This window comes from Marinobacter sp. (genome assembly GCF_048259445.1).
GTDB lineage: Bacteria > Pseudomonadota > Gammaproteobacteria > Pseudomonadales > Oleiphilaceae > Marinobacter.
Genome location: NZ_JBLXHQ010000014.1, coordinates 82646 through 105888, shown reverse-complemented (window position 1 = coordinate 105888; position 23243 = coordinate 82646). Strand labels below are relative to the sequence as shown.

Sequence of the window (23243 nt, the reverse complement as noted above, 5' to 3'; positions counted from 1 at the left end):
GGAAAGGCCCATGCCTGAACTGACACGCAGAAGCCTCCTTAAAACAGCTCTCACCGGCAGCGCCGCGCTCGCGCTCACCGGTTGCAACCTGCTGCCCCGAAAATCCGGGAACAGTAGTCCGCACCAGTACACGGGTGCCATCGGCCTGGCCGATGGCAGTTTTGCTGTGAGTGCTATAGAGCCGGATGGGGGCATGCTCTGGCAAACTCCGGTACAAACCCGCTGCCACAGTGGTTGCAACCGCCCGGATAACGCCGAAGTGCTGTTCTTTGAGCGCAGGCCTGGCTGGGCATTCTACGTTCTCAACAGTAAAACGGGCGAGCAGCGGCATCGCATTGAAGCGGCCGAAGGCGAACACTTTGTGGGCCACGGTGTATTCTCGCCAGACGGTCGATTCCTGTACGCTCCAACTAACCGCTACGAGCCCGGAGAAGGCATTATCGCGGTGTATGACAGTCACCAGGGTTATCAACGGGTGAACACCTTTGAGCTGAACGGCATAGGCCCACACCAGATTACGCTGCATCCAGACGGCCAAACGCTGATCGTCGGGCTGGGTGGCATTCTCACCCACCCTGATTACGACCGCATCAAGCTCAATCTTGACACCATGGAGCCAGCACTGATCTTGATGGACAGGCACTCAGGTGAGATTCGTGCCAGATTCCAGCCAACCCATCATCAGCTGAGCACCCGGCATGTAGATGTGGCGCCAGATGGCACCATTTATGCCGCCTATCAATACCAGGGGCCGGCCCACGAACTACCGCCGCTGATAGCCAGATACCGTAACGGACGCTATGAAGAGATCACCTTTGGTGCGTCTATTCATCGGGAGCTCGGTAACTACATCGCCAGCATAGTCGCACACCCGGAAAACGATCTTGTTGCCATTGCCTCACCGATTGGAGGGACAGCACTGATCTTTAACAGCCGAACAGGCGCGGTAATTGAGAAGGCGGCCATCGCAGATTGCGCCGGCGTTGAAGCGCTGGCAGGGGGCGACTTTCTGATATCTTCAGGTCGTGGCATGCTGGTTCGCATGGGCGCGGGCACGCCGGCAAGAGAAATTGCCAGTATGCCGGTTCAGTGGGATCATCATCTGGTGTAAACGAAACGCTGATCTGCATTCCGGGGTTCAGGGCTGCCGGCCCGGCTGGTATCCTTGGCTATCTATTTCCCGGAGGACTGCGGATTGTCCCAGCAACAGACACCCATACAGAAAAACACCTCTTCACAAGAGCGCACCCAGGCAACAACCGGCTCACTCGAGCGATCTGTTGACCGTCTATACGGCCTGATCGCAAACGAGGAAGACGCCCGGGTCTGCAAAGACATTCCGGCGGAAGCCTGCAATGTAGTACCACGCAATTTTTTTCTGATTCTGGCAGCCAACGTACTGACCAAGCTGGGCGACCTTCTGATCAGTCCCAAAACAGTTCTGGCGTGGCTGATGAGTGCCATCGGAGCACCGGCACTGGTAGCCTGGCTTGTCCCTATCCGGGAATCCGGATCCATGGTGCCCCAGATGATGATCGCAGCCTGGGTTCGCCGCAAACCTGTGCGCAAATGGTTCTGGACAATTGGCAGTTTTGGCCAGGCAGTCAGTGTTGCGGCTATGGCGGCTTGTGTCTGGTTTCTGGAGGGTTATACCGCCGGTGGTGGCATCATCGCCGCGCTGATTGTGTTTTCCCTGTCGCGGGGATTTTGCTCCGTCGCCATGAAAGACGTTCAGGGCAAATGCATTCCGAAAACTCGTCGGGGCAGGCTCTCGGGCCTTGCAGCCACCATTGGCGGCACCGCAACCGTTATCCTGACAGCCTTGCTTTTCTGGGATCGCGGCGACCCGACACTGGCTTTTTACAGCCTGCTACTTCTGCTGGCAGCTGCACTATGGATCATTGCAGGGCTCCTGTTTGCTGGCGTAGAAGAACACGAGGGTGAAACCGGCGGCGGTGGCAACGCTCTCACCGAAGCCTTCAAAAGCCTGTCGCTTCTTCGTGATGACACGCTTTTTCGTAACTTTGTTATCACCCGCGCATTGTTGCTTTGCTCTGCTCTGGCCTCACCCTATTTTGTGGTGCTGGCTCAGAAAGAATCGGATACGGGCTTGATGCTTGGCGTGTTTCTTTTGGCAAGTAGCCTGGCCAGCTCCGTATCCGCAAGCTTCTGGGGCTGGATGGCGGATACTTCCAGTCGGCGAGTGATGATTCGCGGCGCGGCTATAGCCAGTGCAGTGTGTTTGGGTGTTGGGCTAACTGCCATGTATGCAGGCACAGGTGTCGGCAACGGCTGGTTCTACCCACTGGCATTCTTCGTGTTGAGCATCGCCCATGCAGGTGTGAGACTGGGCCGGAAAACCTATCTGGTGGACATGGCGGGAGGCAACAAACGCACAGACTATACGGCCGTCAGCAACACAGTCATCGGCTTTTTGTTACTTGCGACCGGTGGATTGACCGCTTTGCTCTCACTGATATCCAACGCTGCTGTGATTGTCGTACTCGGATTGATGGGGCTGGCAGGAACCTTCAGCGCAATTCGATTAAAAGAGGTCACCGACGACTGAATCTTCAGTCGCCGGCCAAGTGTTTCAGATGGGCGCCTTGCCATCATTCAGTGCCAGGGCGCCTTTCACAATGCGATAGATAACCCAGATCGAAATCCCCAACAGTATGAACCATCCGATAATCAGGAAAGTGGTCACGACCCCGATGACTGTCCACAACAGCCCTATCCAGAATGTGCGGATCTGCCAGCGGAAATGCGGCTCCACCCATGTTCCACGAACATCGTCCTGCTTTACGTAATTGATGATTACGCCAACCAGCCCGGTGATGCCTCCCATGAAAAAAGACAGGCCCTGAAGGATATAGACCACAACCGCCAGGTTACGCGCGGGGTCTGACCGACGGGACAGCTCGTCCGCCTGTGCGTTGGCAGGAATGAATTCCGAATCAGCCAAGTGGTATCTCCTCTTTGTGCATGGACAAACAGTCTAACACAGGCTCTGAAGGGGCTTTCAGGCTTATGCAGTCAGTGTTTATCCGGACGATACCCCAGCCGGAAACCGCCCCAATGCCGGCCATTCACATAAATCGGAACAGACAGATCGTGCATCACTTCGCCGGTGTCCCGACGATAGGTTTGTAGCAACATATTCTCTTTATGGCTGCCACACCGTATGCCGGTGCGATCGTTAAACAGGCGCTTGCTTCGGCTGCGCACGAGATCAATCGAGGGATCGCCGGTTGGTGCATGAGCAAAGTCACGATTATGGGTGGGTATGTAACCGTCAGGAGCAGCAACAATCGCAAACACCAGGGCCGGGTGCGAGCTCTTCACCTGTTCCTGGACAACAGGCAAGCTATTGTCGGTAAACGAATCAAAGCTGCTTGAATACTTTGCCGGGCTGGTACCGTGGATCGGCGTTCTCGTTCTATCAAACAGCTTGCTCTCAGTCAGCTTGCCTTCGCGGACAGCCTGTTCAAAGATTTGGCCGATTTGCTCCGCGCCCGCGCGGGCCTGGTCATAGAAAAACCGGTGGTAGCTGGATCCGCTATTGAGTGCAAATGCTGCGTTAGCTACCTCCGCGAGTTCCATCAGCGTGGCTGCCTGCTCTGCCAGTGACGCAACACTGTTATCACTTTCGGAGATCTGATCCCTGACGGTTTCAATAGCCGAGAACACGTGATTCAGGCTGAGCTCGTTGTTCTGATCAATCTCGGCAATACGCGCCACCTGCTGCTGAACCCGGTCAGACTGTTCACGTATCAGGTCGAGCCGTTCACCAACGGTTTCCACGGATGTAAGCCCGTTCTCGACACTGCGGGCAAGGTCTTCAATGCGGGTGACGATCAGCGCGGTATCTGACCGAATCTCCTGCAGCGTTTCAGCCACCTCGCCAGTGGCCTGGGCGGTGCGGCCTGCCAGTTGGCGAACTTCATCCGCAACAACCGCGAAACCGCGGCCCTGATCTCCGGCACGGGCGGCTTCAATGGCCGCATTAAGCGCCAGCAGGTTCGTCTGCTCTGCAATGCCCTGAATGGTGGTGGTTACGCCCTGAATCTTGTTGGATTTTTCATTAAGCTCCTGAATCAGGCGAAGGTTTTCACCGGATTGCTGGTGCACCACCCGAATGCTGTCAATGGCTGAAGTGAGTGCCTGCCGCCCTTCTGTGCTGGCCTGGCTATTTTGTAAGGCCATGGTGGCCGCATCCGTCGCCTGCTGTGAAGACTCCCTGACGGTTTCAGTAATCTGGCCGGCATAATCTGCCATCTGAGCGGTTTCCTGCACCTGAAGGTCCAGACGCAGCTTCAGTTGGTCGGCAGCATAAGATACCTGAGCTGCGGAAATTGCGTTCCTGTCGGCGCTTCCGGAGAGGGTTTCTATCAGTGAGCGCCCGGCTTTGGCATCGGATAGCAGTTGTTGGCATTGCGCCCGGAACGGATGATCATCCGCCAAGGAGCCATCGTTCAAAGCCTTGAGTCCGCGCTCCGCGGGTTCCAGCACCCGAGCGATCATAAACCCGCTTGCGGTCACGAGGCCGACCAAAAGCCCGATCAGTATTGATGCAGGCTCCAAACCTAGCACTGGCGCCACCACTGCACAGGCGACCGCAGAAATGACGGCAACCGCCACCCCCCATAGAATTGAAGTTCGGTCCAGTAACGCCATAAAAACCCCTGCTTTATCGTTGCTTCCGCAATCATTTTGTTATTCAAGGCCACGATGAACTAGAGAAGTCTAAAGAATGGATATGAATTAATAACCCATACTTTAGGTTAGTTGGTTTGCTTATCGGCAGAGAAAGGTGTTTCTGAAACAAAAAAACCGCAAACCCGACTCACACAATTACCATGCGAGCCGGGTTTACGGTTTTCAGGCAGTCAGAAAGCTAAGAATCAGACTCCAACTACACCATTGTCGTCACGGGTGACAATCACGGTGGCATCACGAGGGCGATCTTCACTGGCATTCGGCCAGTTGCCCCGAGGATGCTGGATATTCACGAACATGGTTTTGCTGTCCGGAGTGGTTACAACGCCGGTAACCTCGCACCCGACCGGTCCCACAAAAAATCTACGAATTTCGCGAGTCTCCGGGTTCGCCGCAAGCATCATCTGGTTGCCGTAGGTTTCGTTACTGTATCCGTCGGTCTGGATCCAGAGGACACCATTGTAGTCAAACCAGAGGCCATCCGGGCTGTTAAAGATGTTGTCATCGGTCAGGGAAACGATTACCTCACCATCGACAGCAGTTTCCGTGCCCTGCTCGCCGGCGAAGACAAAAATATCCCAGTTGAATGCGGTAGCTGTGTAATCGTTACCCGCTTCCATCCAGCGGATGATATGCCCGTTGCGGTTCTCTACAATCGGGTTTGCCGCGTCAGTTTCCGCCTCAGTCCGCTGGCTGTTATTCGTCAGGGTAAAGTACACCTCGCCGGAGTTAGGGTCGACAGCGCCCCACTCAGGGCGGTCCATCGGAGTTGCGCCCGCAACGTCCGCTGCAAGACGTGTGTTGACGATAATGTCAGCCTGACTTTCAAAACCGTTGAACAGGATTCCGCTGCGGCCCACTTCATTACCTTCAGCAGCGGCGATCTTTGCGGCAAAGTCAGCATCATCAAGAGACAAAGCCAACCATTCTCCAGACCCGTCATCATTGAATCGGGCAACATACAGAGTTCCCTCGTCCAATAGCGCACCACTCGCAGTAGCGGCACTGTATGGTTTGGCAGACACAAACTTGTAGATGTATTCGTACCGGGAATCATCGCCTGAGTAACAGACAATTGGTTGACCTTCCGTAACGGGCGCGAAAATTACACCTTCGTGGCCAAAGCGACCAAGAGCTGTGCGTTTCTGGGGCTTGCTCTCTGGCGCAAACGGGTCGATCTCAACCATGTAGCCGAATGTATTGGCTTCGTTCCGGTAGTCAGTCTCGGCAGAGCCGCCGTCCTGAGGTGTGACGTTGAAGCGCATATACTGGTCCAGCCCGCTATCCGCCAGGTCCCAATCATAGCGTGAGCTGCTTCCCACACCGTGGCGAACGTATTCGCGAGGACGCTCTGCCGCACTGGTAGCGAAATAGCCATGCCAGTTTTCTTCAGCGGTCAGGTAAGTGCCCCAGGGAGTTGGGCCCATGGCGCAGTTATTCAGGGTGCCGCGGGTTTCCGTGGCGCTCAGGCTGTATGGCGTTACCAGTTTGCTGTATCCGCGAGCTGGCCCCCGAATATCCATGGCTGTGCCGCCGGTAACACGCCGGTTGTAAGGGCTGCCGAAAACAACGTCCCACTTGCCTTCGCTATCCTTCTTGATGTGAACTACCGAAACGCCGTGGGCTGCAATTTCTTTGCGTACTTCATCAGCCGGTCGGACACCGCCATTATCTGCTGAACGAGTCGGGCCATTGGCGTGCAGCGCACCCTGGTTGATGTACTCATGGTTCATCACCAGGAGCCCTTCAGCAGAAGAGGCTCCACCACTCCTCTGATCGATCGGGTAGAAGTGCATCCCATCATGGTGCATACCCACCTGCTGCTCTTGCTCAGCGCCGGTATTGGTGCCATCAGCACGGTATTCGGGATAGGAGCCTGTGATTGGGGTTCCCCAAGGCAGGAATGTCTCGGAACTGTACCCCTCTGGGACAACTACAGCATTTGCGGTGGAAACCGGAACTGCCTTGAAGCCCAGCTCAGGTGACTGTGAGCCGCTGCCAGTGGTCGTTCCGGAGCTGCTGCTATCACTATCACTGCCACAACCGGCAAGGCTAACGCCCATGATGCTGGCCAGCGCAGCACCAACGCCACCTTTCATAACCGTGCGTCGCTGCATGCGGGCAGCCAGAACTTCGTGGAAAGGCGTATTCTCAGAATGATTGACTACGGGCTCGTAGTTGGGGTCCAGATAATTGGAATCAAAATCATGCTTGGCCATTTTCTGTCTCTCCTTGTCTCTCGATACTTGATCAACGGGTATTAACGAGACGACAGTGTTGAGGAAAGACATGACAATGCGGCGACACTAAAAAGACATGACGGTTAATATTTATGCTGGCACAGAAATTCTGGCTGCCTCCTATGCTGACTGATCCGTGTTTTCATTAATTGAGCGACCCTCGTTCCTTGGATTCAGTTCCGCCTCAATCCAATGGCTCACCTCGCGCTTCTTTCTGCGCTGGCTCAACTGCTCGGTATATATATTTTCCGGATAGACACAACTGCTGCTGCCGTGACGCAGATAGAACCTCCGGCGTGCTCCCACGGGATGGGAAGTGGGGCCATGAAGTACAGCGGCTCGAATGGTAAACGTGCTAACGTTTTCCAGCCGCTCCCCAGCATCATCGTTGTTGCTGCGAGAACCCAGAACAATGTCGCGAAAACTCCCTAAAACCAGAAAACCACCAGGCTCCAGCGGGCCCTGAAGAAGGCTTTGGCGCATATTATTGTCATCGGTATTTACTTGTTCGTAACGAGTGACTGTCAACAGATCCTCCCGATCATCACAAGTTTTCACCAGTGCCTGCACGCATTGAACGTGTACTGGCTCCTTACCCATGTTGACAAGCAGACACATGGAATCTGCGCTCTCGTTCTGCCCGTGATGAATCACGAGATAGGGCCTGCTGCCACGACGGTACTGGATGAAAAAGAGCTGAAGATAAATGATCCATATCACAACCATTCCAAGGTTGCTTATCGGGCTGATGTATTCCATTTTTTCCCTCGCTCAGCCGTTCCTGAAAACAAAAAGGGCGGCCTGAAAATTCAAGGCCGCCCTCTTCCGAAAGGAAAAAAACGAGGTACCCTTATTGGGTTACTTCGTCATAACCTTCTTCCATAGCGTCGCCTGCGTCTTCGGCGGCGTCACCGATTTCTTCGCCAGCGTTTTCAGCGCCTTCCTTCATTTCGCCCATTACGCCTTCGTCCTGGCCAGTGGCTTCCTCGTAGGTCTCTTCAATCGAGTTGCCTGCGTCATCCACCATTTCTTCAGCGTTGTCAGCGGCCTGATCAAAATCAGCTCCCTCATTATCCTCGGAGCTGCAAGCAGCAAGACCCAAAGTCAAAAACATAAGAAGTGCGCCGAGAGTAAATTTATTCATAACATGTCCCTCTGTCGGTAAACGTTTATAACCGTGCACAGCGTACGGCCATGTCAGGCACCATACAATTACCTGCCGGTTACTCTTTGTTTAACCAGCCGTACCAGAGATTTGCTGACCGTTGAGCATCAGTACACGCTCGAACGGCAGCATGGTGCCTCGACCGAGAAGAATAAAATCCTGCCCCGCACGGCTGAAAATATCCCGCACGACGTCATGAACAATGCAGATTTGCCCTGCGCTATCGCGGTATACAACCTCAACAAGCCGAGCACTGGATGCGTATTCCCGAAGCCTGTTGAGAACCTCGCCAGACGCGGCAGAAGGCGAAGCACTGGAAGCTGTCATAACCTGTCCATCCCTGTTTTTGTCTTTTTTGTGCTGAAAGTCTGGTCCAGATTTGCAGACTCTGCCAATTAATTGCTTTTTGTCATTTTGAGCCAGCCTCCGGAATAATTTCTTATAATTGTTGCATTGCAAGATTGTCCGACATAAATTCAGGTTACGCGCACTGCAATGGAGAGACGCCATGAACGCCAAAACCCCGGACCATCTGGATTCGCACACTACAACAGCAGTTGATAACCCTTCGACAACTGCCGGCCATATTGAAAAATGGAAAGACCCCAAGCGTTATCTCTGGCTACTGGGGCCTGCCCTTCCGGGCATTGGCCTGGCTGCGCTGGCAGGCTATGCGGTAGCACCGAAAAAACTGAAAGCCCTGGCCTGGACAGGTCCGGCACTGGTGCATGGCATCATTCCGGCACTGGACCGCGCTATTGGTGAGGACAAAAGCAACCCGCCCGAATCGGCGGTTGGCCCACTGGAACAAGACAAGTATTACGGCCGTATCGTAAAAGCGTTTATACCTTCCCAATATGCGATGACGGTTTTAGGCGCATGGCTGGCCAGCCGAAAGGGTACGCCGATCGAGGACAAAATCGGTCTGACGCTGACCGTCGGTGCCATCAATGGCGTTGGCATCAACACGGCTCATGAACTGGGGCACAAATCCAACAAGCTCAATAAATTAATGGCGATGGCAGCGCTAGCGCCAACGGGCTACACCCACTTTGTTGTTGAGCACAATTTTGGCCACCACAAGCGGGTAGCGACTCCGGAGGATCCGGCGAGCAGTCGCATGGGTGAGAGTTTCTGGAAATTTTTACCCCGCACCGTGTTCGGTGGCATGAAATCCGCCGTGAAGATCGAGCGGGCTCGCCTGGCACGGAAGGGGAAAAGCTTCTGGAGTCTTGAAAACGAGTTGCTGCAGGGCTGGGCGATGAGTGCGGGCTTTTTCGGGGCGACAACGCTGGCCTGCGGGCCACGGGCTGTGCCTTTCCTCGCGGCACAAGCGGTTTATGGTGCCAGCTTGCTGGAGAGCGTTAACTATATTGAGCACTACGGGCTGCTGCGGCAGAAAGACGATAACGGAAAGTATGTGCGCACCCAGCCGGAACACAGCTGGAACAGTAATCATATTGTGACGAATCTGTTTCTGTATCAGTTGCAGCGTCACTCAGACCATCATGCCCATCCACAGCGCAGCTACCAGGCTTTGCGTCACTTCGAGAAAGCGCCCCAACTGCCTGGCGGTTATGCATCCATGCTTGCACCGGCGTATGTGCCACAGTGGTGGTATGAAACCATGGATAAACGGGTAATTGACCACTACGAAGGGGATCTGAGCAAGATCAACTGGGATCCGGACCGCAAGGCGGAGCTGGTGGCCAAGTATGCGGATTATGCTGCTGAAGTGGCTGCCAGGGCTGAGACTCGTCGGGAGGAAGAGGCTGGTTCGGCTTCGGAGAAGGCTGCCTGACCATCTCGAATCCCAGAACGACTGGCTTCCGACCAATAGTGCAGGCTTCCGGTGGAACTAAGTTCCCGAAACACGCTGTGAATACATCCCTGTACGCTTGACGGCAGCGTCCTTGCTGCCGACAGTTTCGGGAACTTAGTTCCACCGGAAGCTTTGAGTTTGGTAAGGCCCACCGGCAGCTTCAAACGTGAGTTGCCCGCCTTACCTTCCTTTAAAAACTGCACTTCGCCTTTCGAGAAAAGACTGAATGCCTTCCTTAACGTCTTCGCTGGCCATAACGGGCTGCAAATCCGGAAACAAGCGCTGCTTCGCCACTTCCTGACCTTCGCTTACCGCAATTTTCGAGGATTTCAGACTGCCGCGCACACCCAGGGGTGCGGCACTGGCTATTTTCTCGGCGATTTCCAGTGCTACGTTGAATTGCTCACCCGGCTCAACGAGTTCCTGTATCAGGCCCCATTCGTACGCCTGTTCCGCGGTCCACTCATCACCGGTCAGCAGGTAACGCTGGGCGTTGCCCCAACCGATTTCCCGTTGCAGCCGGATAGTGGCACCACCGCAAGCAAAAATGCCGCGTTTGACTTCCAGCTGTGCGAAGCGCGTACCTTTTGCCGCTACGCGGATGTCTGTGTTCAACATCATTTCGACACCGCAGGTAAAACAGATACCTTGCGTGGCAAAGACCACCGGTTTGCTGAGGCCGTCACCGGTTATATGAAACGGATCCAGCTCACCTTCACCCGGCTCTATGCCCTGACCGTTAGCGAACACACCAGCCCAGTCATCCAATTGCAATCCGCTGGTGAAGTGGTCGCCCTCCGCATACATCAGGCCCACTCTCAGGTCATTATCGTGTTCCAGCTGGTAGTAGGCTGCAGCGATTTCGTGGTACATGGCCCGGTTCATGGCGTTCATTTTTTCCGGGCGGTTCAGTCCGATGAGCAGGATATGACCTTTCTTTTCAACGTTAACCAATGCCATCAGAACCACTCCGCCTTCATATTGAGGCAGGTGTCATCCATATTCCGCAATAGCACCAAATCCTGCGCCACCGTCGGCAACTCCCAGTGGAAGAAGTATTGGGCAGCCTGCAGCTTGCCCTGGTAGAAATTGCGCTCTTCGTCGCTATTAGCCGAAGCCAGCGCCTGGGCGGCGGCGTTGGCTTGGCGCAGCCACATCCAGGCTACAATAATGTGGCCGAACAGGTGTAAATAGCAGGAGGCATTGGCGAGGGTTTTGTCCACCTCGCCGCTCATCAGGGATTTACCCAGGTTCTGGGTCACTTTAACGGCTTGCTGCAAGGTCTCGCTCAGGGACAAAGCCCATTGCTGGCAGCGATCGGTGGTCGCAGCTTCCAGGTCCACCTGCATTTCCTTCATCAGCAGCTGTAAGCCAAGGCTTTGATCCTGCCAGATTTTGCGGCCCAACAAATCGAGGCCCTGGATGCCGGTAGTGCCTTCGTGGATCGGATTCAAACGGTTATCCCGCCAGCACTGTTCCACCGGGTACTCTCGGGTGTAGCCGGCACCGCCGTATACCTGAATGGCCAGGTCATTGGCTTTCGGACCATGCTCTGAAGGCCAGGTCTTGATGACAGGCGTAAGCAGGTCGAGCAATTTGCCAGCTTCCGCGCGCTTCTGTTCATCCGGATGGGTGTGTTGGTCGTCCATCAGGCGTGCGCCATAAAGGCAAAGCGCCAATCCGCCTTCGCTGTAGGCTTTCTGTGCCAGCAGCATACGGCGTACATCAGCGTGATCAATAATCGGAACCTGGGGGCTTTCCGGATTCTTTTCGGAGGCCTTACGCCCCTGCAAACGATCTTTGGCGTATTCCAGGCTGTGCATGTATCCACGATAACCAATCACCGCCGCACCAAAGCCCACACCCACCCTGGCTTCGTTCATCATCTGGAACATGTACTTCAGGCCCTGATGCGGCTCACCCACGAGATAGCCGTGGCAAGGCGCATCGTCACCGAAACTGAGCGCCGTGGAGGTAGTGCCGCGGTATCCAAGTTTATGGATCAAGCCGGCCAGGCTTACGCCGTTACGATCCGTTGGATTGCCGTCGCTATCTACCCGGAATTTGGGAACGATGAACAAGGAAATGCCTTTTACCCCTGCCGGAGCGCCTTTTATCTTGGCGAGCACCATGTGAACGATGTTTTCAGTGATGCTCTGTTCACCACCAGAGATGTAAATCTTTGCACCTTTGATCAGGTAATGGCCATCATCGGTTGGCGTAGCGGAAGTGCGGATATCTGCCAGCGATGAGCCAGCGTGGGGCTCAGTGAGTGCCATGGTGCCGCTATATCGGCCACTGAGCATGTTAGGAAGAAAGCTGGTTTTCTGTGATTCGTTACCGAACACGCGAATTAGGTTTGCGGCCGCCGTGGTCAGAAATGGATAGCCCGCCGTGCCCGGATTGGCTGCGGTAAAGAAACCGTTGCAGGCAGCCATCACAGATTCGGGAAGTTGCATGCCTCCCAGCTCATAGTCATAACGCCCTGCGATAAAGCCGGCTTCGGCGTAGGCATCAAAAGCTTCTTTCACTTCAGGCAGCATTTCCACCTGACCGTTAACAAACCTGGGCTCATCTTTATCAGCCGCGCTGTTGTGGCTCGCAAACTTTTCCCGGGCCATTTTGTCTGCGGTTTCGATAACAGCGTCGAAAGTATCGCGATTGTGCTCGTTAAAGCGGTCACGGCTGAGCAAGCTTTCTGTATCAAGCACTTCGTAGAGTTGAAACGCCAGATCGCGGCGGTCTATCAAGGTATCGGTCATTTAGGCAAATTCCTGATGATTGGCTGGAGCCATCTTTTGGTTGCCTACAGGCTCTCATAACAGGGTTTTCGTGGGAACCGGCGTTTATGACATAATCATGGTTATATTCGCCACAGTGTGAACTGACGCCCGGGTGATGCTGGTGCCGCTGCTCAGGACACGCTGTGAATACATCCCTGTAAGCTTGACGGCAGCATCCATGCTGCCGACAGTCCTGAGCAGCGGCACCAGCATCACCCTACCTCAGAGCTACAGTCCGGAGACTTTATGCAGACAGTTTCTATTATTGGGTTTGACGGTGCATTGGCGAGCGCTATCACGGGTGTGATCGATTTGTTCCGTTTGGCCGGTGTGACCTGGGCGCGCATTCATGGTGAGCAGCCTGAGCCGCACTTTACGACGCGGCTGCTCACGCGCAACGGCGATCCCTGCCGGTGCATTAACGGCATCACCCTGCTATCAGATGGCAGCTGGGAGGAGCTGGATGCAGATAACGCTGACCTGGTGATCGTACCGACTATTGGTGCGCCGATTGATCAGGTGCTCGCATCTAATGCAGATCTGGTTGCCTGGCTGGGCCAGTTCAATTGTCCGAACAGCAGCTCTTCGGGACAGGTTCGGGTAGCCAGTAACTGCACCGGAGCCTTCCTTCTGGCAGAGGCGGGGTTGCTCAGCGGTAAGGAAGCAACAACCCACTGGGGGTTCAGCAACGCTTTTCATCAGCGCTACCCCGGGGTAAACCTGCACCCGGAGAAGCTGGTAACAGTAGATGGGGACATCGCTTGTGCCGGCGGCGGCATGGCCTGGTGGGATTTGGGCATAAATCTGATCGAACGACATGCAGGCCCAAAGGTTGCGAGGGAATTAGCGAAGGCGTTTGTTATCGACGCCGGGCGTAACAGCCAGGCACCATACAGCGCACTTCAGAGCAAGCGGTATCATTCAGACCCGGTGATCCTGAAACTGCAGGACTGGCTGGAGGAGCATTACAGCCAGGCCGTTAACCTTGATTCTCTTGCCACTTTAAGTGGCCTCACCTCGCGTTCGCTGATGCGACGATTCAAGTTGGCCACGGGCGATACGCCAACAGGCTACCTTCAGGCCATTCGAGTAGAAGCGGCCCGCGTGCATCTGGAAAGCTCCCGCTTTCCGGTCGAAGATGTAACCCGCTTGGTAGGCTATGAAGACGTCAGTTCTTTCAGTCGTCTTTTTCGCAAGCATACCGGGCTCTCTCCCGGAGCTTATCGTTTGCGATTTGGCCGTTAACAAGAGCGGCTGGTATCTGGCCCGGGTTATGCATCCAAATGCCTTAACGGCCACTGGCCGGATCTATCTGTAAACAATACTGACAGGTGTTATGTGGGAGAAAATGCCATGAACGCACCCGTTCGAAAAACCCGGGTTGAAGTTCTTAGCCGGCTGTACACATTGAAGCTTGAACAAATCGAGCAGGCCAGCCGGCAAGGCAACAGCCTGCGCAATCAAGTGCTGGAGGCCGAAGCCGAGGCCATTTTTAACGCTCTCAAATCAGCCCGGTGATACTCCAGTGACAGAGAGGGGCTGGCAGAAAACGGCCGGATAGTGCCCCTCCACGTCACTTTCAAATACAACATCTGCACTTGACCCATCACAAGTTGACTTGACCTGCGAGCCCGGGCACGTATCATCGGTTTTCAGGTTTTACTAACGGAGCAACCATGACCGCAAGGTCCGTCGGCTGCATGCAGAGCAATCGTCCCCCAATTACCGCTGACATCGCGCGGCATCGCGGGCGTTTACCGTACTCCCCAGACCCACCAGGCTTACGCTGAACCAACTCCGGGCGCCCGCATCATCGCCTTGACGCGGCTTATGCAAGGTGGCTGACCGGAGACTAGACTCAGGCTCATGAGCCACCTCCATTCATAATAAAAGAAAATCGTTAACGAGGCTGCGATGTCGCTACCGCTGGTTGTACTACTGCCGTTTCTGGGGGCCATAGCCGCACCTCTGTTTGCCCAGGGCGGGCGGACGGCTATCGCAATAGCATCATCCGTCCCTGCACTGATCGCACTGGCTGCGCTGTTTCCACACTGGTCTGTTCTTTCGGCGGGCGGCACCGTTTTGCACAGTTACGAGTGGCTTCCGGCTCTGGGGCTCTCTTTCAGTTTCCGCCTTGATGGCCTGGCGCTTCTGTTCGCGCTGTTGATACTGGTCATCGGCCTTCTGGTGATTATCTATTCCCACTACTACCTCAAAGCCAGCGAAAATGTAGCCAAGTTCTACTCCCTGCTTCTGTGTTTCAAAGGCTCGATGCTGGGCATCGTGCTTTCCGGCAACCTGTTACTGATGCTCATTTTCTGGGAACTCACCAGCCTGACATCCTTCCTGCTGATCAGCTTCTGGACACACAAACAGGACGCAAGGCGTGGCGCCCGGATGGCTCTGGCGGTAACCGGAGGCGGCGGTCTGGCCCTTATGGCCGGCATTCTGATTATTGGCAATATTGTTGGCAGTTTTGAGCTGGATGATGTGCTCGCGGCAGGCGACCAGATCAAAGCACATGCAATGTATCCTGTGGCACTGACCCTGATTTTACTTGGCGCCTTTACCAAATCAGCCCAGTTCCCGTTTCATTTCTGGCTGCCCCATGCCATGCAGGCACCCACTCCGATCTCTGCCTACCTGCACTCCGCAACTATGGTAAAAGCGGGTATATTTTTGATGGCGCGCCTATACCCGGCTTTGGCGGGAACAGAACAATGGTTCTATATGGTCAGCTTCACCGGCATGGCGACGCTGCTTCTTGGCGCCTATATCGCCATGTTCAAACACGACCTGAAAGGCCTGCTTGCTTATTCAACCGTAAGCCACCTGGGCCTGATCACTCTGCTGCTGGGCATGGGCACTCAGTTGTCCGCCGTTGCCGCAATCTTCCACGTAATCAACCATGCCACCTTCAAAGCGTCTCTGTTCATGGCCGCCGGTATTATTGACCACGAAACCGGCACTCGCGATATGCGCCGGATCAACGGGCTCTGGCGTTACATGCCCCATACCGCCACGCTGGCCATGGTTGCGGCCTCATCCATGGCTGGCGTTCCTTTGCTGAACGGATTTCTCAGTAAGGAAATGTTCTTCGCCGAGTCCCTGCAGCTCAACCTGCCCGGCCTCTGGGCCTGGCTACCTCCGATTATTGCCACCCTGGCGGGTATCTTCGCAGTTGCCTACTCGGCTCGTTTCGTTCACGACGTGTTCTTCAACGGAAAGCCCGTGGACCTACCCAAGTTCCCGCCCCATGAACCGCCCCGCTACATGAAATTTCCGGTGGAGATTCTTGTATTTGCCTGCATCATGGTGGGTGTGTTTCCGACCATTTCCGTGGGGCCGCTGCTATTCTCTGCAGCATCTGCCACCCTCGGCGGCGATGTACCCGATTATCAACTGGCCGTACTCCACGGCTTTAACTTGCCATTATTAATGAGCTTTTTCGCCTTCTTCGGTGGTCTGCTCATGTACAGCCAGCGTCGGCGCTTTTACGACTTCCATGCCCGCTTCCGGGAAATTGACGGGAAGGCTGTATTTGAAGAAGTGGTTTCAGAGTTCGTAGATCTGGCTCATCGCTTCACGGGATGGGTCGAAAACGGTTCGCTTCAGCGTTATGCCATGCTTCTGGTGGTTAGCGTGATTGCAGTAGTCGCACTGCCCCTTGCAAACAATGGTTTCTTCATCGGTGAGAGCGGGCTGAGCCCGGTTGACTGGCCCACGGCGATTGCCGCCGGCGTGCTGATTGTTTCTGCGCTGGCAACTGCACTCTGGCATCGCGAGCGCTTTTACGCGCTGGTACTCCTGAGCGTCGTTGGCCTGGTTGTGGCGCTGGCATTCGCTCGGTTCTCCGCGCCCGATCTGGCCATGACTCAACTCTCTGTGGAAGTTGTCACCATTGTTCTGCTAATGCTGGCACTTTATTACATGCCTTCATGGACACCCATCGAGAGCTCAAAAATACAGCGTATCCGCGACGTTTTGATCTCTCTGGCGGCAGGTACCGGAATGACTCTGGTTACACTGGCAATGCTGACTCAGCCTTTCAGTTCCATTTCCGAATTCTTCCTGGAAAACAGTAAACCGGGAGGTGGCGGAACCAACGTAGTCAACGTGATCCTCGTCGACTTCCGTGGCTTCGATACCCTGGGCGAGATCACAGTACTGGCGATTGCCGCGCTTGGCATCTATGCCATGCTGAAGAACACCGCGCTCACTCCTCCTCCAGGAGACGGCCTGGGCCATCCCTGGACCCGGGATAGTTATCCGCTGATGCTAAGACAGATTGCCCGGCCAATGCTGCCATTGGCACTGATGGTGTCTGCGTATATTTTCCTGCGCGGCCACAACCTGCCCGGCGGTGGCTTTATTGCCGGCCTGATTACCTCTGTGGCTCTGATCCTTCAGTACATCGGCAGCGGCATGGTCAAGACCGAGGATCGTATTCCATTCCGCTATCACACAGTAATTGCCCTTGGGCTGCTGTTCGCTATTATTGCCGGCGCCGGCAGCCTGGCGTTTGGTTACCCGTTCCTGACAAGTTCATTTGGCTACATCACCTGGCCGGTTGTGGGCAAATTTGAGGTTGCCTCGGCGATGATCTTCGACCTGGGTGTTTACCTTGCCGTAATTGGCGCCACACTGCTGGCACTCGTCAGTATCGGCAGGCTATCGCCGCACTCGGCCATCAAGAGCAAAACGGAGGGCGTGTAATGGAATTGTTATTTGCACTGGTTATTGGTGCCTTGACGGCATCCGGCGTATACCTGCTGCTCCGTGCCCGAACTTTCCCCGTCATCATGGGGCTGACACTGCTCTCTTACGGAGTAAACCTGTTCCTGTTTGCCACCGGGCGCCTCGCCACAGGCCAGCAGCCAGTCATTGGCACAGCCGCCAGCTATTCTGACCCTCTGCCGCAGGCGTTGGTACTGACGGCCATCGTTATTGGCTTTGCCATGACCGCGTTTCTGGTCGTTCTGTCGCTGCGCAACCTCGCAGATAACGAAAATGATCATGTGGATGGCCGGCGCAGCAAAACACCGCCGTCAAAACTGGAAAAGGAGGTAGCCGGTAAATGACTCACTGGCTTATCGCTCCGATTCTGATACCACTTCTTGGCGGCATTTTGCAGGTGTTTATGGGCTATGCCCCTATCAGCCTGCGCCGCACTCTAGCGCTCTCCACCACAGTGCTAATGCTGGTATCTGCCGTTGTACTGCTGATGCTTGCCAACGATGACAGCTACCGCATCTATGCGTTCGGCAACTGGCAGCCGCCCTTCGGCATTGTTCTGGTTCTCGACCGACTGGCAGCACTCATGCTTGTGCTGACAGCTATCCTCGGGCTCTTCTGCCACATTTACGCCAGTGGTGGTGCCGATGAGGGTAACCGACAGTTCCATGCGTTGTTTCTGTTCCAGCTGATGGGCCTCAACATTGCGTTCCTGACTGGTGACCTGTTCAACCTGTTCGTTGCCTTTGAAGTATTGCTGATTGCCTCTTACGGATTGCTATTACATGGCGGCGGAACAGCAAGGACGGTTCCAGGGCTGCACTATGTGGCGCTGAACCTGGTTGGCTCTGCACTGTTCCTGATTGGTGTTGGTATGATTTACAGCGTCACCGGCACCTTGAACATGGCAGATCTTGCGGTGAAAATCCCCCAGGTTTCTGGCAGCGGCCAGAATCTTGTGAAAGCCGGCGGCATGATGCTTCTGGTGGTTTTTGGTCTGAAAGCCGCAATTCTCCCCCTGTGTTTCTGGCTGCCAAAAGCTTATGCAAAGGCAACTGCTCCGGTTGCTGCACTCTTCGCGGTTATGACCAAGGTAGGCATTTACGCCATTGTGAGAATTTACCCGCTGATTTTCGGAGACAACGCTGGGGAGCTTGCAAATCTGGGCATGGACTGGCTCTTCCCCCTGGCCCTGATAACCCTGAGCATGGGCGTTATCGGAGCGCTGGGAGCAGACAGCCTGAAAACACTGGTCGCCTGGCAGGTCATCATATCCGTTGGCACCTTACTGGCGCCTATTGCGCTTGGTTCTGAGGCGGGTCTGTCTGCGGCTCTGTTTTATCTTGTCAGCACCACCTGGACAGCAGCAGCCCTGTTTCTGGTTTCCGAACTGGTTGCAAGCCAGAGAGGGCAGGCTGCTGACAGCATTGTTACAGCACCGAAAATGTACTACAGGACATTTCTGAGCGTGCTGTTTTTGATTGGCGCGGTCTCTGCAGCTGGCTTGCCTCCCTTGAGCGGCTTTTTCGGCAAGCTTCTGATTCTTCAGTCTGTTGAACCAGGAACCCGGATGGCCTGGCTATGGGGCGTTTTACTGGTGGGAGGTTTCCTGACGCTTGTTGCCTACAGCCGCGCTGGTAGCATCGTCTTCTGGTGGACCATCGATGGCCACCGTGAAACGCCGGAACCCTTGAATAACCGGGTGTCGGTTTCTACCGGCATACTCACCTGTCTCACCCTGTTGATCGTAGTTTTGGCAGGGCCTCTGAGTGACTACACCCGCGCCACCGCTGAGCAGATCTACGACAATCAGGGTTATATTAATATTCTGCAGACGCCCATGCATATTCCGCAGAACCCACTGGTCGGGGAGATTAATTGATGTTTGATCGCCTGAGTTTCCCACAGCCCTGGCTGAGCTTCGTTCTGTTCCTCTCCTGGCAGATACTCAGCGATGGTGTGTCCGGCGGCAGTATCGTTCTGGGCATTATACTTGCCTGGGGCGTACCGCAACTGACCCATGGATTCTGGCCCGAACGCCCCGCTTTCGTAAAAGCCTGGCGTATGCCCGCATACCTGCTGAGAGTGCTTGTGGATATTGTAGTGGCAAGCTTTTCGGTTGCCTGGCTCATTATAAATCCTCGCCAGCCACGCCCTGCCTTCATCACTTATCCTCTAAGCCTTGAGCATCCTCTGGCCATATCCATTCTGGCGAGCACCATTTCCTTGACGCCAGGAACGGTCAGCGCCGATATAAGCGATGACAATAAAATCCTGCTGATTCATGCGCTGAATACGGCCAGCGATCAAGAGGTCATTGATGCCATCTTTAATCGCTATGAAAAGCCACTGATGGAGATGTTTGGATGATCACCATTGCGCTGTATGCCACTATCGCCATGGTCACATTGGCTGCACTACTTAACGTTTACCGCTTGATTATGGGGCCGGATGCACCAGACAGGGTGCTGGCGCTCGATACACTCTATGTCAATGCCATTGCGCTGATCATCCTGCTGGGTATTACTCTGGGCACTCGTATGTACCTTGAGTCAGCTCTGCTGATTGCAGTCATGGGTTTTGTAGGGACCGTTGCCATGGCCAAGTATCTGAAGCGGGGTAGCGTAATTGAGTAATAATTTTTTAATGCACCACCACCCAGACCTGCTCACTCGCGGAGAATAAAGCTTATGAGCCTGTTCGCTGAATACGTCATCTCGGCCCTGCTCCTTCTTGGCGGTGCTTTTACGCTGGTAGGAGCTCTCGGCCTCGCCCGCCTGCCAGACTTCTACACCCGGTTGCACGGTCCAACCAAGGCAACCACAGTAGGTGTAGGCGCCATCATGCTCAGCTCAATTATCTATTTCAGCATTCTGGATGGAACATTCCATATTTCCGAGATACTGATCACCGTCTTTCTGGTTCTAACCGCTCCGGTGAGCGCTAATATGTTGGCAAAAGCAGCCATGCATTTACGGGTAAAAACCATGGAGGGAACCGAAGGCAGCCCTTGGGAACAGTAGCCACAATCTTGCAAACGGTAGAAGCGCCAAAGGAACTCCTTTGCAAGCTTCCGATTTTAATCAATTTATGTCAGATTGAACCAACCTTCTCAGACAACACTAACAAACGGGAAAGAGGAATCCGGACATGATCCAGACACGAATTTTACCTGCGGCTGAAAATGCCCACCAGTACCCTCTTCTGATCAAACAGCTGCTGCTTTCGGGGCCAAGGTATTCTCCGGATCAGGAGATCGTATACGCCAATCGCAGCAAGTATACATACACCGATCTGGTAGAACGTATTCACCGCCTTGCCAACGCCCTCACCGATGCCGGCGTTAAACCGGGCGATACAGTTGCGGTTATGGACTGGGACACGCCTCGTTATCTGGAATGCTTTTTTGCGATCCCCATGATGGGAGCAATATTGCACACCGTGAACGTGCGCTTGTCTCCTGACCAGATCGTTTACACCATGAACCACGCCGAAGACGATGTGGTACTGGTGCACGACGACTTTATCCCTATTCTGGAAGGCGTTCAGGACGACATCAAAACCGTCAAAACCTATATCCAGCTCAGCGATGAAAAAACCGCCAAGGATACACAACTCAAAACTGCCGGCGAGTACGAAACACTCCTGGCCGCTGCAGCCGCAGAGTTCGACTTCCCGGATTTCGACGAAAACAGCGTTGCAACTACCTTCTACACCACCGGTACTACCGGAAACCCGAAGGGCGTTTTCTTCAGCCATCGCCAACTGGTCCTGCACACACTGGCGATGACCGGCTCGCTTTCCGCCTACGATGAAATGCCACTGCTACGCTCGTCTTCGGTGTATATGCCGGTAACGCCCATGTTTCACGTTCATGCCTGGGGCGTTCCTTACGCCGCCACCATGATGGGCATAAAACAGGTCTATCCTGGCCGCTACGAGCCAGAATTGCTGGTTGATCTGATCAAGGAACACAAGGTGTCGTTCTCGCACTGTGTTCCGACCGTCATGCAGATGATGATGGGCACAGAGTCGATAAAAACAGCGGACCTGAGCAACTGGCAGGTATTGATTGGCGGCAGCGCACTGACGAAGGGCCTGTGTGATGCTGGCGCGAAGCTCGGCATCCGCATGTATACAGGCTACGGCATGTCCGAAACCTGCCCCTTGCTCAGCGCAACACATCTCAAGCCCGAAGACCTTGAACTACCGCTGGAGCAGCAGACAGCCAAGCGGATCAAAACCGGCATTGCGGTGCCAATGGTGGAAGTGGAGATTGTTGATACCTCGGGCAACCCGGTAGCCCACGATGGCGAAGCAAAAGGCGAAGTCGTTGCCCGGGCACCCTGGCTCACACAAAGCTATTTCAAAGAACCCGCTAAAGGTGAAGAGCTCTGGGAGGGCGGCTGGCTGCACACGGGGGATGTTGCCTCCATGGAGCCAAATAACACCCTTACCATCAAGGATCGGATCAAGGATGTAATAAAAACAGGCGGCGAATGGCTGTCATCCCTGGATCTGGAAAACCTGATCAGCCAGCACCCTGCCGTCGCCGGCGCAGCGGTTGTGGGCGTTCCCGATGAGAAGTGGGGCGAGCGGCCCTATGCACTGGTCACCCTGAAGCCGGGCGAGCAGGCGAATCTGGAAGATATCCAAAACCATCTTCAGCAATACGTTGATAATGGCGAGATCAACAAATGGGCGATCCCTGGCCAGATTGACTTCGTTGAAGACATTCCGAAAACAAGTGTCGGCAAGATCAACAAAAAACTGATTCGTGACCAGTTGCAGTAAACAGATCTGATACCACAATGGCCCGCCAGGTTTTCCTGCGGGCCATTTTTGTTTTTCACCGTATATTCCTGGCCGGGGGATACGCCCGCCTCAAACCTTTCTCAACTTACTGCTACAAAAGAGCCTGACTAACATGATGTCGAAACTCCGCAACTGGATCTCCAGCCCGAACGGCGTTCGTAAAATAATGAATGTTTACGGCCCTTACGCAGGCGCGGGTGTAAAAGTGACCCATATCGCGGACAACTACCGTTCGGCGTCGGTAGAAATGAACCTGCACTGGTATAACACCAACTACGTGGGCACTCACTTTGGCGGTTCGCTCTACAGCATGGTTGATCCTATGTACATGCTGCTACTCATGAACACTCTGGGTAAGGACTATATAGTGTGGGACAAATCGGCCTGTATCGATTTCATCAGGCCCGGCAAAGGCCTTGTTACGGCGCACTTTGAGCTAACCGAAGAAAAGCTTGAGGAAATTCGCACAGCCACCGCGGGCGGCGATAAAATGCTGCCCCAGTGGGATGTGGATATTATAGATGAGAAGGGCGAACTGGTTGCCCGGGTTAACAAGGTGCTTTACGTCAGGAAGAAACGTTAAGTCCCCTGCGTAATCAGCCACCTGAGCGTTTTACAACCCAGCCTTTCTGCTCCAGAAGTGGAACAAGCAGGTCTCTCTGGTCACCCTGAATTTCAACCACACCGGCTTTTACGGTGCCGCCCGTGCCGCATTTGGCTTTAAGCTCTTTGGCGTAGGCTTTGAGTTCTTTCTCATCCATGGGTATGCCGGTAACCAGCGTAACACCTTTGCCCTTGCGCCCTTTGGTCTCGCGGCTTACACGTACGATGCCGTCGCCTTCCGGGCGTGTCGCCTGCCGACAGGTGCAGTGGGCAACCGGGTTACGGCACTCCGGGCACATCCGTCCCTGCTCGGTTGAAAACACTAACCCGCCTGTAGATCGCTTCGTCATTTCTCCTCCGAA

General features: G+C 54.6%; 22 protein-coding genes. 13 read left to right on the top strand and 9 right to left on the bottom strand.

Going from position 1 to position 23243, the window contains the following annotated elements:
* Positions 1 to 10: 10 nt before the first annotated feature.
* A complete protein-coding gene (locus tag ACN0RL_RS11730; protein ID WP_417516933.1) occupies positions 11 to 1111 on the top strand; it encodes a DUF1513 domain-containing protein in 1101 nt (366 codons plus the stop codon).
* Between the two features lie 186 nt (positions 1112 to 1297).
* The gene (locus tag ACN0RL_RS11725) at positions 1298 to 2569 is read left to right on the top strand and encodes an MFS transporter (RefSeq protein WP_417516959.1); all 1272 of its coding nucleotides are present in this window, start codon (positions 1298 to 1300) and stop codon (positions 2567 to 2569) included.
* 24 nt (positions 2570 to 2593) lie between these two features.
* On the opposite strand, the gene ACN0RL_RS11720 is transcribed toward ACN0RL_RS11725, so the two are convergent.
* The 6 genes from ACN0RL_RS11720 to ACN0RL_RS11695 all read right to left on the bottom strand — a co-directional run bounded on the left by ACN0RL_RS11720 (position 2594) and on the right by ACN0RL_RS11695 (position 8451).
* Complete coding sequence (locus ACN0RL_RS11720; RefSeq protein ID WP_417516931.1) at positions 2594 to 2965, bottom strand: DUF4870 family protein; 372 nt, start codon at positions 2963 to 2965, stop codon at positions 2594 to 2596.
* A gap of 71 nt (positions 2966 to 3036) precedes the next feature.
* Positions 3037 to 4677 (bottom strand): methyl-accepting chemotaxis protein, encoded by a 1641-nt coding sequence (locus tag ACN0RL_RS11715; protein ID WP_417516929.1) that lies wholly within the window; start codon positions 4675 to 4677, stop codon positions 3037 to 3039.
* 227 nt (positions 4678 to 4904) lie between these two features.
* The gene (locus ACN0RL_RS11710; RefSeq protein WP_417516927.1) at positions 4905 to 6938 is read right to left on the bottom strand and encodes a PhoX family protein; all 2034 of its coding nucleotides are present in this window, start codon (positions 6936 to 6938) and stop codon (positions 4905 to 4907) included.
* 141 nt (positions 6939 to 7079) lie between these two features.
* Complete coding sequence (locus tag ACN0RL_RS11705; protein ID WP_417516925.1) at positions 7080 to 7718, bottom strand: hypothetical protein; 639 nt, start codon at positions 7716 to 7718, stop codon at positions 7080 to 7082.
* Positions 7719 to 7809: 91 nt separating this feature from the next.
* A complete protein-coding gene (locus tag ACN0RL_RS11700) occupies positions 7810 to 8103 on the bottom strand; it encodes a hypothetical protein (RefSeq protein ID WP_417516923.1) in 294 nt (97 codons plus the stop codon).
* A 90-nt stretch (positions 8104 to 8193) separates the two neighbouring features.
* A complete protein-coding gene (locus tag ACN0RL_RS11695; RefSeq protein WP_417516921.1) occupies positions 8194 to 8451 on the bottom strand; it encodes a hypothetical protein in 258 nt (85 codons plus the stop codon).
* A gap of 181 nt (positions 8452 to 8632) precedes the next feature.
* Between ACN0RL_RS11695 and ACN0RL_RS11690 the strand changes: the two genes are divergently transcribed.
* Complete coding sequence (locus ACN0RL_RS11690; protein WP_417516919.1) at positions 8633 to 9925, top strand: alkane 1-monooxygenase; 1293 nt, start codon at positions 8633 to 8635, stop codon at positions 9923 to 9925.
* 201 nt (positions 9926 to 10126) lie between these two features.
* Here the strand turns inward: ACN0RL_RS11690 and ACN0RL_RS11685 are convergent, their stop codons facing one another.
* A complete protein-coding gene (locus ACN0RL_RS11685; RefSeq protein ID WP_417516917.1) occupies positions 10127 to 10906 on the bottom strand; it encodes a crotonase/enoyl-CoA hydratase family protein in 780 nt (259 codons plus the stop codon).
* Positions 10906 to 12708: an acyl-CoA dehydrogenase gene (locus ACN0RL_RS11680; protein ID WP_417516915.1), complete on the bottom strand. Its 1803-nt coding sequence runs from the start codon at positions 12706 to 12708 to the stop codon at positions 10906 to 10908. Before ACN0RL_RS11680 ends, ACN0RL_RS11685 begins: the two co-directional genes overlap by 1 nt.
* Positions 12709 to 12975: 267 nt before the next feature.
* On the opposite strand from ACN0RL_RS11680, the gene ACN0RL_RS11675 reads away from it, so the two are divergent.
* From ACN0RL_RS11675 to ACN0RL_RS11630, 10 genes are all read left to right on the top strand, one after another.
* The gene (locus ACN0RL_RS11675) at positions 12976 to 13974 is read left to right on the top strand and encodes a GlxA family transcriptional regulator (RefSeq protein ID WP_417516913.1); all 999 of its coding nucleotides are present in this window, start codon (positions 12976 to 12978) and stop codon (positions 13972 to 13974) included.
* Positions 13975 to 14082: 108 nt separating this feature from the next.
* The gene (locus ACN0RL_RS11670; RefSeq protein WP_417516911.1) at positions 14083 to 14247 is read left to right on the top strand and encodes a hypothetical protein; all 165 of its coding nucleotides are present in this window, start codon (positions 14083 to 14085) and stop codon (positions 14245 to 14247) included.
* A 396-nt stretch (positions 14248 to 14643) separates the two neighbouring features.
* Positions 14644 to 17445 carry a monovalent cation/H+ antiporter subunit A gene (locus ACN0RL_RS11665; RefSeq protein WP_417516909.1) on the top strand — a complete coding sequence of 934 codons (2802 nt, stop codon included), beginning with the start codon at positions 14644 to 14646 and terminating at the stop codon, positions 17443 to 17445.
* The gene (locus ACN0RL_RS11660; RefSeq protein WP_417516907.1) at positions 17445 to 17810 is read left to right on the top strand and encodes a Na+/H+ antiporter subunit C; all 366 of its coding nucleotides are present in this window, start codon (positions 17445 to 17447) and stop codon (positions 17808 to 17810) included. The genes ACN0RL_RS11665 and ACN0RL_RS11660 overlap by 1 nt, the downstream gene beginning before the upstream one ends.
* Entirely contained in the window at positions 17807 to 19345 is a 1539-nt protein-coding gene (locus tag ACN0RL_RS11655; RefSeq protein ID WP_417516905.1) for a monovalent cation/H+ antiporter subunit D, read from the top strand. Before ACN0RL_RS11660 ends, ACN0RL_RS11655 begins: the two co-directional genes overlap by 4 nt.
* The gene (locus ACN0RL_RS11650; RefSeq protein ID WP_417516903.1) at positions 19345 to 19833 is read left to right on the top strand and encodes a Na+/H+ antiporter subunit E; all 489 of its coding nucleotides are present in this window, start codon (positions 19345 to 19347) and stop codon (positions 19831 to 19833) included. Before ACN0RL_RS11655 ends, ACN0RL_RS11650 begins: the two co-directional genes overlap by 1 nt.
* Positions 19830 to 20099 (top strand): K+/H+ antiporter subunit F, encoded by a 270-nt coding sequence (locus ACN0RL_RS11645; protein ID WP_417516901.1) that lies wholly within the window; start codon positions 19830 to 19832, stop codon positions 20097 to 20099. The genes ACN0RL_RS11650 and ACN0RL_RS11645 overlap by 4 nt, the downstream gene beginning before the upstream one ends.
* Positions 20100 to 20153: 54 nt before the next feature.
* The gene (locus tag ACN0RL_RS11640; RefSeq protein WP_417516899.1) at positions 20154 to 20486 is read left to right on the top strand and encodes a Na+/H+ antiporter subunit G; all 333 of its coding nucleotides are present in this window, start codon (positions 20154 to 20156) and stop codon (positions 20484 to 20486) included.
* A gap of 127 nt (positions 20487 to 20613) precedes the next feature.
* Complete coding sequence (locus ACN0RL_RS11635) at positions 20614 to 22257, top strand: fatty acid--CoA ligase (protein WP_417516897.1); 1644 nt, start codon at positions 20614 to 20616, stop codon at positions 22255 to 22257.
* Between the two features lie 133 nt (positions 22258 to 22390).
* Positions 22391 to 22861: a DUF4442 domain-containing protein gene (locus tag ACN0RL_RS11630; RefSeq protein ID WP_417516895.1), complete on the top strand. Its 471-nt coding sequence runs from the start codon at positions 22391 to 22393 to the stop codon at positions 22859 to 22861.
* A gap of 13 nt (positions 22862 to 22874) precedes the next feature.
* On the opposite strand, the gene ACN0RL_RS11625 is transcribed toward ACN0RL_RS11630, so the two are convergent.
* The gene (locus tag ACN0RL_RS11625; protein WP_417516893.1) at positions 22875 to 23231 is read right to left on the bottom strand and encodes a translation initiation factor Sui1; all 357 of its coding nucleotides are present in this window, start codon (positions 23229 to 23231) and stop codon (positions 22875 to 22877) included.
* Between the last annotated feature and the right edge of the window lie 12 nt (positions 23232 to 23243).